This is a genomic window from Streptomyces pseudoechinosporeus (assembly GCF_054783935.1).
The window spans coordinates 17,675-31,261 of the sequence record NZ_BAAGPS010000015.1; the positions used below are offsets into that span (position 1 = coordinate 17,675).

Annotated in this window: 13 protein-coding genes and 1 pseudogene; 9 read left to right on the forward strand and 5 right to left on the reverse strand. The window is 71.1% G+C overall.

The window, feature by feature from the left end:
- The first annotated feature begins 100 nt into the window (after positions 1–100).
- From thrS to ACYVO6_RS20815, 3 genes are all read left to right on the forward strand, one after another.
- Positions 101–1,327, forward strand: a complete 1,227-nt coding sequence (gene thrS / locus ACYVO6_RS20805) for a threonine--tRNA ligase (RefSeq protein WP_461063210.1) — start codon at positions 101–103, stop codon at positions 1,325–1,327.
- Between the two features lie 123 nt (positions 1,328–1,450).
- Positions 1,451–2,428, forward strand: a complete 978-nt coding sequence (locus ACYVO6_RS20810; protein WP_461063212.1) for an ATP-binding cassette domain-containing protein — start codon at positions 1,451–1,453, stop codon at positions 2,426–2,428.
- Positions 2,425–3,216: an ABC transporter permease gene (locus tag ACYVO6_RS20815; protein WP_461063214.1), complete on the forward strand. Its 792-nt coding sequence runs from the start codon at positions 2,425–2,427 to the stop codon at positions 3,214–3,216. Before ACYVO6_RS20810 ends, ACYVO6_RS20815 begins: the two co-directional genes overlap by 4 nt.
- Here the strand turns inward: ACYVO6_RS20815 and ACYVO6_RS20820 are convergent.
- Positions 3,197–6,343 (reverse strand): ATP-binding protein, encoded by a 3,147-nt coding sequence (locus tag ACYVO6_RS20820; protein ID WP_461063216.1) that lies wholly within the window; start codon positions 6,341–6,343, stop codon positions 3,197–3,199. The genes ACYVO6_RS20815 and ACYVO6_RS20820 overlap by 20 nt on opposite strands.
- Before the next feature lie 470 nt (positions 6,344–6,813).
- Positions 6,814–8,190 carry an amino acid permease gene (locus tag ACYVO6_RS20825; RefSeq protein WP_461063218.1) on the reverse strand — a complete coding sequence of 459 codons (1,377 nt, stop codon included), beginning with the start codon at positions 8,188–8,190 and terminating at the stop codon, positions 6,814–6,816.
- 126 nt (positions 8,191–8,316) lie between these two features.
- On the opposite strand from ACYVO6_RS20825, the gene mmuM reads away from it, so the two are divergent.
- Positions 8,317–9,252 (forward strand): homocysteine S-methyltransferase, encoded by a 936-nt coding sequence (gene mmuM, locus ACYVO6_RS20830; RefSeq protein ID WP_461063220.1) that lies wholly within the window; start codon positions 8,317–8,319, stop codon positions 9,250–9,252.
- A gap of 126 nt (positions 9,253–9,378) precedes the next feature.
- Entirely contained in the window at positions 9,379–10,320 is a 942-nt protein-coding gene (locus ACYVO6_RS20835; protein WP_461063222.1) for an SDR family NAD(P)-dependent oxidoreductase, read from the forward strand.
- A 4-nt stretch (positions 10,321–10,324) separates the two neighbouring features.
- Here the strand turns inward: ACYVO6_RS20835 and ACYVO6_RS20840 are convergent, their stop codons facing one another.
- Positions 10,325–10,705, reverse strand: a complete 381-nt coding sequence (locus ACYVO6_RS20840) for a winged helix-turn-helix transcriptional regulator (RefSeq protein ID WP_461063224.1) — start codon at positions 10,703–10,705, stop codon at positions 10,325–10,327.
- 96 nt (positions 10,706–10,801) lie between these two features.
- On the opposite strand from ACYVO6_RS20840, the gene ACYVO6_RS20845 reads away from it, so the two are divergent.
- The gene (locus ACYVO6_RS20845) at positions 10,802–11,209 is read left to right on the forward strand and encodes a RidA family protein (RefSeq protein WP_461063226.1); all 408 of its coding nucleotides are present in this window, start codon (positions 10,802–10,804) and stop codon (positions 11,207–11,209) included.
- Positions 11,210–11,315: 106 nt separating this feature from the next.
- Here ACYVO6_RS20845 and ACYVO6_RS20850 read toward each other — a convergent pair whose 3' ends face one another.
- Together ACYVO6_RS20850 and ACYVO6_RS20855 are read right to left on the reverse strand one after the other, a co-directional pair.
- A complete protein-coding gene (locus ACYVO6_RS20850; RefSeq protein WP_461063228.1) occupies positions 11,316–11,816 on the reverse strand; it encodes a DinB family protein in 501 nt (166 codons plus the stop codon).
- 71 nt (positions 11,817–11,887) lie between these two features.
- Positions 11,888–12,514: a class I SAM-dependent methyltransferase gene (locus tag ACYVO6_RS20855; RefSeq protein ID WP_461063230.1), complete on the reverse strand. Its 627-nt coding sequence runs from the start codon at positions 12,512–12,514 to the stop codon at positions 11,888–11,890.
- 88 nt (positions 12,515–12,602) lie between these two features.
- Between ACYVO6_RS20855 and ACYVO6_RS20860 the strand changes: the two are divergent.
- From ACYVO6_RS20860 to ACYVO6_RS20870, 3 genes and pseudogenes are all read left to right on the forward strand, one after another.
- Positions 12,603–12,734 (forward strand): annotated as a pseudogene (locus tag ACYVO6_RS20860) (XRE family transcriptional regulator); the annotation flags it as partial.
- A 58-nt stretch (positions 12,735–12,792) separates the two neighbouring features.
- The gene (locus ACYVO6_RS20865; RefSeq protein ID WP_461063232.1) at positions 12,793–13,263 is read left to right on the forward strand and encodes a TetR/AcrR family transcriptional regulator; all 471 of its coding nucleotides are present in this window, start codon (positions 12,793–12,795) and stop codon (positions 13,261–13,263) included.
- Between the two features lie 136 nt (positions 13,264–13,399).
- On the forward strand, positions 13,400–13,587 hold a 188-nt coding region (locus ACYVO6_RS20870), incomplete at its 3' end, for a WapI family immunity protein (RefSeq protein ID WP_461063234.1).

Here is a 13,587-nt window from a genome sequence, read left to right on the forward strand (position 1 = left end):
CGCGCTGACCGATGTCTGAGTCCGAAGCCCCGGGGCGAGTGCCCCGGGGCTTCGGCTTGTGCGGTCACTCGCTCGGAGCCGTTCGCGAGGAGACCGAACCATGAACGATCACCGCAAACTCGGCCGTGAGCTCGGCCTGTTCGACACCGACCCGCTGATCGGGGCGGGGCTGCCGTACTGGTTGCCCGATGGCGCGGTCGTGCGGCACGCCCTGGAGGAGTACATCCGTACCGCCGAGCGCAAAGCGGGCTATCGGCATGTGTACTCGCCGGTGCTCGGCAAGCGGGAGTTGTACGAGATCTCGGGGCACTGGTCGCACTACAGCGACGACATGTTCCCGCCGATGGAGCTGGGCGGGGAGCAGGTCGTGCTGCGGCCCAGCCTGTGTCCCCATCACGCGGTCATCTACCGCTCCCGCTCGCACAGCTACCGCGAACTGCCCCTGCGCATGGCCGAGTTGGGCGGCATGTACCGCTCCGAGCTGTCCGGCGTACTCGGTGGGCTGACCCGCGTACGGGCCATCCAGCTCAACGACGCGCACATCTTCTGCACCCTGGACCAGGTGGCGGAGGAGGCACAGGCCGCCCTGGAGATGATCCGCCGGGCCTACGAGGCACTCGGTATCAGCCCGGCGCGCTACCGGCTGTCCCTCCCCGGCCCCGGTGGGAAGTACGTCGCCGCTCCCGAGTTGTGGCAGCGCTCCACCGCCCTCCTCACCGAGGTCCTGGACCGATCGGGTCTGCCGTACGAGGCTGCCGAGGGCGAGGCCGCGTTCTACGGGCCGAAGATCGACGTCCAGGTCATCGACGGCGCGGGCCGGGAGTCCACCCTGTCCACCGTCCAGGTCGACTTCCACCAGCCGGAGCGGTTCGGCCTGCACTACATCGGTGCGGACGGCGCGAAACACCGGCCCGTCATGGTCCACCGCAGCATCATCGGCAGTGTCGAGCGGGCCGTCGCGCATCTCATCGAGGAGCACGGTGGCGCCTTTCCGGCCTGGTTGGCTCCCACCCAGCTGGTCGTCCTGCCGATCTCCGAGGCCGAGCTGCCGAATGCTGAGGCACTCGCCCAGCGTTGCGCCGACCTCGGACTGCGAGCCGAGATCGCCGAACCCGAACGCGGCAGCCTGGGCGCCCGTATCCGGGAGGCCCGCCTCGTGCCGTACCAGGCGGTGATCGGCGCCAAGGAGGCCGTCGATGATCTGGTCGCGGTGCGTCTGCGGGACGGTCGTCGGCTCGATCCGCTGCCCGTGGGGGAAGTCCTCGCCCGGATCGCCGCCCTGGTCGGCGCCCACCGCACCGACCTGTGGGACGGCGCACCCCGCTGAGGCCGTGTCCGGCGGGCCAGTTCGACGAACCAGGGCGGCTGTCTGCCGGCCCCAGCCCCGGTTTCAGGGCGCTGAAAGCATCCTGAAACCGCACTGAATGCGCCCTGCCGCAACCTCTGCGGCATGACGACAACGACATCGCACTCTCCCGCCATCGCGGCCAAGGGGCTGCGCAAGTCCTACGGGGACAAGACGGTCCTCGACGGTATCGACCTGGCGGTGCCGACCGGCACGGTCTTCTCCCTGCTCGGCCCGAACGGCGCCGGCAAGACCACCGCCGTCAAGATCCTCTCCACCCTCATCACCGCCGACGCCGGCGACCTGCACGTCGGCGGCCACGACCTGGCCACCGACCCCCAGGCCGTGAGGGCCGCGATCGGCGTCACCGGCCAGTTCTCCGCCGTCGACAGGCTGATCACCGGCGAGGAGAACATGCTCCTCATGGCGGACCTGCACCACCTCTCGCGCAGTGAGGGCCGCCGCACCACCGCCGAACTCCTTGAGCGCTTCGACCTGGTGGAGGCCGCGAAGAAGCCCGCCTCCACCTACTCCGGCGGCATGAAGCGCCGCCTCGACCTCGCCATGACGCTGGTCGGCAGTCCGCGGATCATCTTCCTCGACGAGCCCACCACCGGCCTCGACCCGCGCAGCCGCCACAACACCTGGGGGATCATCCGCGAACTGGTCTCCGGCGGCGTCACCGTCTTCCTCACCACCCAGTACCTGGAGGAGGCCGACGAGCTCGCCGACCGCATCGCGGTGCTGAGCGACGGCAAGATCGCCGCCGAGGGCAGTGCCGGCGAGCTGAAGCGGCTCATCCCGGGCGGGCACGTGCGGCTGCGGTTCTCCGACCCGGCCGCGTACCAGTCCGCCGCCGTCGCCCTGCGCGAGGTCACCCGGGACGACGAGGCGCTGTCACTGCAGATCGCCAGCGACGGCAGCCAGCGCGAGCTGCGCGCCATCCTCGACTGGCTGGACTCGGCCGGCGTCGAGGCGGACGAGCTGACCGTGCACACCCCCGACCTCGACGACGTGTTCTTCGCCCTGACCAGCGGCACCGACCGGCCCAAGGCCAACCAGCCCAAGGAGACTGTCCGATGAGCGCCCTTTCCCTCGCCGTCCGCGACTCGAACACGATGCTGCGCCGCAACCTGCTGCACGCGCGGCGCTACCCGTCCATGACTCTGAACCTGCTGCTCACGCCGATCATGCTGCTGCTGCTCTTCGTCTACGTCTTCGGAGGCGTGATGAGCGCGGGCATCGGTGGCGGCGGCGCGGACCGCTCCGACTACATCGCCTATCTCGTCCCGGGCCTCCTGATGATGACCATCGGCAGCACCGTGATCGGGGCCGCGATCTCCGTCTCCATGGACATGACCGAGGGCCTCATTGCCCGCTTCCGCACGATGGCGGTCTACCGCGGGTCCCTGCTCGTCGGGCACGTCGTCGGCAGCGTGCTGCAAGTACTCGCCAGCCTGGTCCTCGTCAGTGCCATCGCCGTGGCCATCGGCTTCCGGTCCACGGACGCCACGGCCCTGGAGTGGCTGGCGGCCTTCGGATTGATCGCGCTGTTCACCCTGGCGCTCACCTGGATCGCGGTCGGGATGGGCATGGCCAGCCCGAACCCCGAGGCGGCCAGCAACATGGCAACGCCGCTGATCCTCCTCCCGCTCATCTCGAGCGCCTTCGTCCCCATCGACGCGATCCCGGGCTGGTTCCAGCCGATCGCCGAGTACCAGCCGTTCACGCCGGCCATCGAGACCCTGCGCGGCCTGCTGCTCGGCACCGAGATCGGCAACAACGGGTGGATCGCGATCGCCTGGTGCGTCGGCCTGACCGTGCTCGGCTACCGCTGGTCGACGTCGCTGTTCAACCGCGACCCGAAGTAACCGCCATGGCAGCGCGGGCCGCCTCCCGCAGCTCGTCCCGCTCCAGGGCGGCGTACTCCGACACCGCGTCGGCGTACGCCGCCCTGGCAGCGTTCCCGGCGGCCCCGACCGCCTTCCGGGCGCGATCCGCCGACATCGTCGGCTGGAACGAGCGCAGCACCCGCAGCCGTTCGGCCAGCGCGATCATCCGTACGGCGGTGGTGTCGCCGGACGCGAGCCCCGCCAGGCCGAGCGCGTGCAGCACCGTCCCGAACACCGGGAGCTCCATGGGCGAGCCGGACGGACCGGAGAGCAGGGTCCGCAGTCCCTGCCGCAGTCGGTCGACCGGCTCCGCGACGAGCTCGAGACGGTCGGCGTGCGCGTGCGCCGTCACCGCCACCGCCAGGATCTCCAGCACCCACTGGTCGAAGAAGGGATCGCCGCCGTGTATCGAGCCGACTGCGGGCAGCGGCTGCACGGCGCTGCGCCACAAGCCGAGCCCGACCTCCGTCAGTCCGCGGGCGAGCGCGATCTCGGCGCGCCCGATGAGGTCCATGCTGTAGGCCTCCTGCTTCGTGGTGTCGGCGCCCTCCGCCTGCCGCAGCCAGTACTCGGCCTCGTCGGGGTCGTCGCGCTGCAGGCAGGCGAGGACGAGGCCCCAGCGGATGCCGATGAGGTCGTGCTCGTCGCGGAGCCGCAGCAGTGCCTGGAGCGCCGCCTTGAGGTGTCCGTAAGCTTCCTCGCCCCGCTCCGTCTGCAAGCACAGCTCGCTCAGCCGGGAGTGGCCCATGACCTGCAGGAACGGGTTGTCGACCGGCCCCAGCGCGGCGATGATCCGCCGAGCCGAGGTGAGCGCGCGGTCGATGTCGTGCTCCGACTCCCAGACGTAGGTGGCGACGCACTCGGCGGTGCCGGCGAGCAGCGGCTGCTCGCTGTCGCAGAGCTTCTGCAGCACTTCGTAGTCGGGCGGCAGGATCTCGGGGACCGCGCTCAGCACTATCGCGATGGCGCGCAACAGCGTGTCCGGCGGGGCCGGGGGCAGCCGCCTGAGGGTGACGAGCTGGCGTACGGCGTGCGGGCCGTAGCCCATGAACAGGCTCGTCGTGCACATCACCGCGGCGGCGCGGGCGACTTCGACGTGTTCGGGCTCGGGGTAATAGTGCGACAGCGGCGGGCCGGTGTCCGCGGCGAGGGCGGCGAGGCGGGGGTAGCTGGAACCGATGGACCACAGAGCGGCGAGGACGGCGGTGAGGGCGGCAGTGGTGGGGCCGTCCGTACGGGCCAGGGCGTGCCGCAGGGCCAGCACGAGGTTGTCCTGCTCGGCCCTGATCCGCTCCAAGTCGGTCAGCGGTTCCGAGCGGAAGAGCCAGTCGTGGTTCGCGACCCCGAAGTCCCGCGCCCAGGCGAGGAACCGGCCGATGGCCTCGTCCTCCTCGCCCGCCTCCGCGCGCCGGGCCGCGCTGAACTCCCGTACGGTCTCCAGCATCCGGAACCGCACACCGGCCGGGGTCTCGGCGACGGTGAGCAGCGACTGATCGGTCAACTGCTCCAGCAGGAACAGCGCGTCCTCGCCCAGCACCTGCTCCGCCGCTTCGCCGGAGAAGCCGCCGGGGAAGACGGACAGGGTGCGCATCGCCGCCCTGGCGTCCTCCGCCAGCAGGTTCCAGCTCCACTCCACGACCGCCTGCAGCGTGCGGTGCCGCTCCGGCACGTCCCGCGCCCCGCCGCGCAGCAGTGCGAACCGGTCGCCGAGGCGGCGCGCGATCTCCGGCACCGAAAGCACCCGCACCCGCGCCGCGGCCAACTCCACGGCAAGCGGCAGCCCGTCGAGGTGGCGGCACAGCCCGGCCACCGCGTCCGGCGGCAGCTCCACGCCGGGCCGGGCGGCGCGGGCCCGCTGCGTGAACAGCTCGACGGAGGTGGCAAGTTGGAGTTCCGGCAGCGCGTACACCGCCTCCGATGTGAGACCGAGGGGGGCCCGGCTGGTGGCGAGCACCCGCAGGTCCTTCGAGGACGAGACCAGGGCCCGTACGAGGTCGGCGGCGCCCCCGATGACCTGCTCGCAGTTGTCCAGCACCAGCAGCGCGGGCCCGGAGCCGAGCACGCCGAGGATGCCGGACACCGGGTCGGCAGGGGCGAGGCCGCTCATGGCGCCGGCCCGCCCCTCGCCCGCGCCGAGCGCGGAGGCCACCTCCGCGGCCACGTCCTCGTCCGCGGTGACACCGGCGAGCGGCACGAAATACACCACGCGCTGCTCGGCCCGGCGGCTGACGGCGTACGCGAGCCGGGTCTTGCCGAGGCCGCCGGGGCCGACCACGGTGACGGCGCGGGAAGCGTGCAGCAGCCGCTGTACCGCCGCGATGTCCTCGTCCCTTCCCAGCAGCGGGTTTGGCTCGTGCGGCACGCCGTGCCGGACCGTGGGCGCCTCGCCCCGCAGCAACTCCTGCTGTACGACCTTGAGTTGAGCCCCCGGATCCGTACCGAGCGTCTCGCGCAGCTCACGGCGGTACGCCTCATACCGCGCCAGCGCGGCGGACGGGCCCGCCGTCGCCGCCTCGCCGCGCAGCAGCTCGGCGAGCACCTCCTCGTCGCGCGGATGCTCCGCGGCGGCCACGGCCAGCGGCCCGGCCGCCTCCGCGTGCCGCCCCAGCCGGGCGAGCGCGAGCGCCTGCGCGCGTACGAGCGCGGCGCGGACGGGGGCGCGCTCGGCGCGTAACGCGGCTACGGGATCGTCGAGGTCGCCGCCCCCATCAGGGGTGCCCTCCCACAATGCGAGCCCGGCCTCGGCCGCGGCCAGCGATCCCGCGTGGTCCCCCGCCCTGGCCCGGTCCGCGCTCGCGGCGGCGTGCAGCAGCAGGGCGGAACTGTCGACCTGGTCCTCGGCGAGGGTGAGCCGGTATCCGGTCGGCGTGCTGACGACGACGTCGGCGCCCAACAGCGCCCGCGCCCTGGACACGAGGACCTGCACCGCCTTCCCCGGCCGCTCCGGCAACTCGTCCGGCAACCACAGCCCTTCCACAAGCCGCTCGATGCTGCAGCCCGTACGCAAGTCGCCCGCGAGCAGCGCGAGAAGACCACGGAGCCGGGGCGCGGTGACCTCTTGTCCGCGATAGGCGACACGCGGCAAAAGGGTCAGGTCGATGGTCACCCGTGCAGATTAGCCAGTGCCTCCGGCGGTTGAGCGGGTTGCCTCCGGCGGTTGGGCGGGATGCCTACGGGGGTGGGGTGTTGGGTTCGTGGGCGACTGCGGGTCCGTCGTGGCTGGTCGCGCAGTTCCCCGCGCCCCTGAAAAGCCTGCGGCTCCCCGCGCCCCGAGCAAGCCCGCACCCCCAATTACCCGCAGCCTGCCACCGGCGGGAGGGGCCGTGGGCCGGTGCGTCGTATGCCCGTCGCGTAGGTTCGGTCTCGGAGAACCAGGACCCTGTACCAGGCCAGGGCCGTATGCCCGGCCTGCGACGGGCTGACGCACCGGCCCACGGCCCCGACCCACCACGCACCTAAGGGGCGCGGGGAACGGCGCGACCAGCCACAACGAACCCGCAGCCGCCCAACCGCCGGAGGCACCCCGCGGGGAACGGCGCGAGCAACCACCCACGAACCCGCAGCTTCAAAACCGCCTCACCCAGCGGAGCGCCCCCGCATCCACACGTACACAGGAATCCCCGCGAACAGGAACAACACCCCCTGGTAGACCGCCGCGTACCCCGCCCCCGCGATCAGCCAGAACGAGAAAGCAAACGAGAGAACGGCCACGATCAGATCGCGGGCCAGCCCCGCAGGACGTACCCGCTCACGGGTGCCCTGGGCAAGCCAGTACAGCTGGGCCGCCGCCGACAACAGGTACGGCACGCAGCCGGTGAAGGTCGTGATGAGGACGAGGACACGGAAGGTGGTGTCAGGCCCCGCCGTGTAGTTGAGGGCGATCAGCAGCGTGCCGAGGACCGCGCAGGCCAGCACGCCGAAGCCGGGGACACCGCCCTTGCCGACGCGGGCGAAGGGCGCGGGGAAGAGCCCGTCGCGGGCGGCGGCGTACGGCATCTGGGCGCTCATCAGGATCCAGCCGTTGAGGCAGCCGACCATCGAGGCGAGGGCGACGGCGGCGATGAGCGTGCCGCCCCAGTGGCCGCCGGCCATCGCGTCGACGGCGTCGGCGAACGGCGCTCCGGACTCGGCGAGTTCACCATGCGGTACGAGGCCGAAGACCGCGACCATGCCGAGCAGATAGACGAGCGCGGAGCCGAGCGTGCCCAGGACGCTCGCGCGGCCCACCGTGCGCTCCGGGTCGCGGACCTCGCCCGCGCTCATCGCGGCCGACTCGACGCCGAGGAAGCTGTAGAGGAGCAGCGCGGCGGAGGCGGCGAGAGCGCCGGGCACGCTCTCGCCGGAGGCGTTGAAGGGGCCGAAGTTGTCGGTGTCGATGAAGAAGAGGCCGACGGTGGAGACAAGGAGCAGCGGTACGAACTTCAGGATCGTCGAGACGATCTGCACGCCGCCGACCCAGCGGGTGCCGGCGAAGTTCGCGGCGGCGGGCAGCCACAGCGCGGCCATCGCCACCGCCGCCTGCAGCACCTTGTTGTCGCCCAGCGGCAGCAGCACGTCGGCGTATCCGACGGTCGCGACGGCGAGCGCGGCGATGCTGACCCAGGTCATCGTCCAGTACGACCACGCCGACAGGAAGCCGGCGAACTCGCCGAACGCGTCGCGCGGGTACACGTACAGACCGCCGGTGACGGGGCTGCGGCGCGCGAGTTTCCCGAAGAGCAGCGCGAGCAGCACCGCGCCCACGGACAGGACGAGGAAGGCGAGCAGGCTGATCGTGCCGTACGGGGCGACGGTGGCGGGCAGGGCGAAGATGCCGCCGCCGATGATGTTGCCCATGACGAGGGCGGTGGCGGCGGCGAGACCGAAGCCCTTGGGGCGTATGGACGCCGGGGTCTCGTCGGTCGTCGACGGAGGTACGGGCTCGGCGGCGTCGGTGGTGTCTGCGGCAGGCATGGGGCGTCCGTGGGGAGAGGGGGAGGGGAGGGTCGTGATCGTATCCCCCGATCCCACATCGTGGTCGATCTGTTCATGTACTGGACACACAGGGGCGTTTGTCCCCGCTTCGGTTAGCGTCGTGACATGACCAGCGACGCCCTCTTCTCCGCTCCTCTCCTCGCCGACGCCCTCGCCGCGGGGACGCTCGTGCTCGACGGCGGCATGTCCAACCAGTTGGAGTCCGCCGGGCACGATCTGAGCGACGAACTCTGGTCGGCGAGGCTGCTCGCCGAGCGGCCCGAGGCGATCACCGAGGCGCACCTTGCGTACTTCGAGGCGGGGGCGAACGTCGCGATCACCTCCAGCTACCAGGCCACTTTCGAGGGCTTCGCGAAGCGCGGGATCAAGCGCGAGCGGGCGGCCGAACTCATGGCCCTGAGCATCGAGTTGGCCCTGGACGCGACCGAGGAGGCGCGCGCGAAGGGCGTCACGCGGCCGCTGTACGTGGCGGCCTCGGTCGGGCCGTACGGCGCGATGCTCGCGGACGGCTCCGAGTACCGCGGCCGGTACGGCCTGAGCGTGGCCGAACTCGAGGCCTTCCACCGGCCCCGCTTGGAGGCACTGGCGGCCGTCGGGCCGGACGCCCTGGCACTGGAGACGGTGCCGGACGCCGACGAGGCCGAGGCGCTGCTGCGGGCGGTGCGCGGGCTGGGGGTGCCGGCCTGGCTGTCGTACAGCGTGGCAGGCGACCGCACCCGCGCCGGGCAGCCGCTGGAGGAGGCGTTCGCCCTGGCCGCCGACGCCGACGAGGTGATCGCGGTCGGCGTGAACTGCTGCGCCCCCGAGGATGTGGACGGCGCGATCGAGATCGCCGCCCGTGTCACCGGCAAACCGGTCGTCGTCTACCCCAACAGCGGCGAGACCTGGGACGCCGAGGCCCGCACCTGGGCGGGCAGCTCCACCTTCGCGACCGAGGAGGTACGCGGCTGGCAGGAGGCCGGTGCCCGGCTGATCGGCGGGTGCTGCCGGGTGGGGCCGGAGGCGATCAGGTCGATCTCTGGGGCGCTCAGGGCCAGTTGACGTTACGGGCCGGTTGACGTTCGGGGAACGGTCGCTCGTACTCGGCTTCGACCCCGGCCCTTCGCAGGACGTTTCGGGACGCAAGTCATAGGCTGAGTACGACCGTTCGCCCCCAGGGGGGACGCCATGCGAACCGTTCTCATCACCGGCGGCACCGGCAGCCTCGGCTCGGCCACCGTACGTGCGCTCGCCCGCGGCTACCCCGGCTGGCACACCGTCGTCACCGGACGCGACCTCACCCGCACGACGGAGCGCGCCGTGGCGCTCGCGGGCGAACTCGGCGCGCCGGTCACGCCGTTGGAGCTCGACCTGGAGTCGCTCGATGCGGTGCGGGAGTTCGTACGGGACTGGCCCGCGCGTGAACTGCCGCCGCTGCACGTGCTGGTGTGCAACGCCGGACTCATGGTGGTCTCCGGCCTGCGGCACACCGCGGACGGCTACGAGGTGACCTTCGCGGTCAACCACCTGGCCCACTTCCTACTGGCCCACCTGCTGCGGCCCCACCTGACCGCACCGGCCCGCATCGTCTTCGTATCCAGCGACACGCACGACCCGGCGCGCCCGCACAACTTCCCCGAGCCGCGCTACACCAGCGGCCACGACCTCGCGCGGCCCCCGGACACCGGCGGCGATCGCGATCCGATGAAGGAAGGCCGCCGCCGCTACACCACGTCGAAGCTGTGCAACGTACTCACCGCGTACGAGATGGACCGGGTGCTCGGTGCCGACGGCGCGGACGGGCAGATCAGCGTGAACGCGTTCGACCCCGGACTGATGCCGGGGACGGGCCTGGCCCGCGACTACAACCCGTTCTTCCGCTTCGCCTGGAAGTACCTGCTGCCCGCCCTGACCGTGCTGCCGCGCAACTTCCACACCACACGCACGTCCGGCGCGGCGCTCGCCCGTCTCATCGCCGACCCGGCACTCGAGGGCGTCAGCGGCAAGTACTTCCAGGGCCGTCGGCCGGTCCGTTCGTCCGCGGAGTCGTACGACCTCGAGAAGGCCGCCGAACTGTGGCGCAGCAGCGCGGAGCTGGTCGGCATGCCGGAACTGGCGGACGGTCGCTGAGCCTTCAGGCGTCGAAGCGGCGGCGGGAGGCCTCGATGTGGGCGAGGTACCGGTGGGTCCAGTCGCACATTCCGTCGATCGTGGCCCGCAGGCCTCGGCCGGCCTCGGTCAGCGTGTACTCGACCCGTGGCGGCACGGTGGGGTGCGCGCACCGCTCCACCAGGCCGTTGCGCTCCAGCATGCGCAGGTTCTGGGTGAGCATCTTGTGACTGATGCCCTCGACCTCGTTCCGCAACTCGCTGAAGCGCAGGGTGCGGTCACCGAGGAACTCGATGATCAGGAACGCCCACTTGTTGGCGACGTCCGAGAAGATCTCCCGCGCCAGAGAGTCCGCGCGCATCAGGTCCGCGTCCTCGGGTGAGCCCGTGAACTGCTTGGTCTCCATTTGGTTCCCCAGTCACCGAAAAGTGCGTTCTTCCATGTCAGCGCTCACTCTCTTACGGTTCCTGAGTAACCACAAGAGACCACGAAGGCGGACAGCATGGCCATCACGCTGGTGAATCTGAACGGACTTCCGGAAATCCCCGTCTACCGGCAGGTGTCGATCGCGACCGGCTCGAAGCTGGTCTTCATCGCCGGGCAGGTCGCCTGGGACGCCGACGGAGTCACGGTCGGCGAAGGTGACCTCGCCGCTCAGGTCGAGCGGGCCTACCTCAACGTCGGCACCGCCCTGGCCGATGCCGGCGCGACCTTCGCCGACGTCGCGAAGCTGACCGTCTACGTCGTCGACTGGACCCCCGACAAGATGCCCCTGTTCCTGGAGGGTCTCGACCGGGCCTCGGCAAAGCTCGGCGTCACGCCGATGGCGCCGGCCACGCTGATCGGCGTCGCGGCACTGGACGTTCCCGAGCATCTGGTGGAGGTGGAGGCCACCGCGGTCATCGACTGAAGCCCCTCGCGATGCACCGACGAAACGTCTTGCTTCGGATCGGAGGAAGCGGCGCGGCAACGGCCGTGGTGCTGTGATCATGTGTTCCTGACCTGGGGAAGGCGGATCAGCGGCCGGTCGTGCCGTCGATGAGTTCGCGGAGGATGTCCGCGTGGCCCGCGTGTCGGCCGGTCTCCTCGATCATGTGGGTGAGTGCCCAGCGGATGCTGGGAGCGGGGCGGTCCGGCCGCGGTCGGGGGACCGGTGTGCCGAGATCGGTGCACCCGTCGAGAACGTCGTTCGCGCGCTTGACCGCGTCTCGGTAGCGGGCGACGACATCGGCCACGCTGTCCGCCGGTGCGGCTTGGAACGTCGCCTGCCAGTCGGTGACATCATCCCCGAGGAACATCGAGCGCTCGACGTAGGTCAGGTGGTTGAGCAGGCCGAGCAGGTTCGTGCCCGACGGCACCACGGCTGTTCGCACCTGCGGCTCGGGTGCGCCGTCGACCTTCGCGGCGATCGAGGTCCGGAGGTAGTCGAGGAGTCCGCGCAGGACCTCGGTCTCGCTGATTCCGGTGCGGGGCGGCGGGGTGTCGCGGCGGTGGTTGCGGCGCGTGGGGCTGGGCATCGTGGTCTCCCTTCCTTTGTCGAGTTCCTTTGTCGAGCTTCCTTTGTCGAGGGCGGGCGCCGACCGCCGTGTCAGACGGTGCGGCGGATGAGGAGGACATGGTCGGTGACCTCGGCGGTGCGCCCGCCCGGTCCAGTCGCGATCCGGCGGGGGGCGTCGGCCCGCTCGACCGTCCATGTCTCCGGGGCCAGATCGATCCCAGCGGCGACCTCCTGCGGGCTCGGGTACCGGGTATCGGGGTCCTGGTTCCACGACCACGGCGCGGCCGAGCCGTGGTCGACGACCAGCAGACGCCCGCCCGGGTGCAGTGCGCGCGCAGCCGCGCGCAGGAGGGCTGCCCGGTCCAGGTCATAGGGGGTATGCAGGTAGTGGGCGCAGATCAGGTCGAATCCGCCGGGCGGGAGAGAACTGTGCAAGTCGTGCCGCACGGTGATGACACGGTCGCCCAGGCCGTGTGAGCTGGCGAGGGAGGCGAGCCGCTCGACCGCCACGGCCGAGATGTCGGCGGCGGTGACCTGCCACCCCTGGCGGGCGAGCCACAGCGCGTCGCCGCCGTTGCCGCATCCGAGGTCCAACGCGTCACCGGGCGGCAGGCCCGTCACCGTCTCGGTGAGGCGAGCATTCGGCTGCGGGTTGCCGGCTGCCGGTCGGGCCGCGTAGACGCCGTCCCAGAAGGCGACCGCATCGGTGGTGCTCATCAAGACTCCTTGTGTCGGTAGGCGCTCAGTCTTGGCAGGGACACCACGTCCTGGCACGAAATCTTGCGGTAATGGCAAGGTGGGCCTCATGGATCCCAAGATGGACGACGACGTGCTCGACGCGGTGGGGCCGCGGCTCCGTGCGCTGCGTCGTGACCGCGGCATCACCCTGGCCGGCCTCGCGGCGACGACCGGGGTGTCGGAGAGCACCCGGAGCAGGCCGAAGTTGCGGCACTCGCGGCCGTCGCAGAACAGGATGTCGGGCTCGCTCTCGCGCGGTGGACCGGGCAGCACATCTGCCACTCGGCACCACGTCCGCCTACTACCGCACCCGCCAGGCACTGCTTGCCGCACTGGTCCGGCGTCTGGTCGCCCTTGACCAGGCAGAACTACAGGCGATCGGAGAGCAGACCCCCGTGCCGCGGGACGCCGAGGAACTGGCAGCCGGAATCGCCGCCTTCATCAAGCACCGGCTCACGGGAGACGGCCGTCGGCGCTCCCTCGCGCGCTACGCGTGCGCCATCGAAAGCGTGCACCATCCCGAGCTGCGGGAGATCCTCGTGCCGCGCGAGAACGCAGGGCGCCAAGTCGTACGCGACTTCCTGGCCGCTCAAGGCGTCACGGACGCCGAGGACCGCACTGTCACGTTGCTGACCTGCGTGGACGGGCTGGTCTTCGACCGCCTGGTGGGGGGCGGAACCGTGTCGTCCCAGGAGATCCGCGGACTGGTGGCGGCGGCCCTGCGATAGCCCACACCTGCCGACACCGGGCGGGCCCGAACGGCCAGATGCTCCTGGGGGCCGCAGGCGGAGACGGCAGGAGCGCGATGCTGACGTGTTGTGAGGGCCTGTGCAGCGTCGAGAAGGTCCGTGACACCCTTTGGTAATGCTCTTGGGTGATCAGGCAAGCAGTGTCGAGCTCTGCCCGTTGCGGTACCAGTTCTCCGCGGTCCGCGGCGACCCATACGATGACAACTGGCTGGTCATCGGTGGCGAGGTGATGACTCCGGAGGGCAGTCGGGTAGCTGGGGCCCGTCACCGGGCCCCAGCCCCCTCAGAACCGTGCTTGCGCCT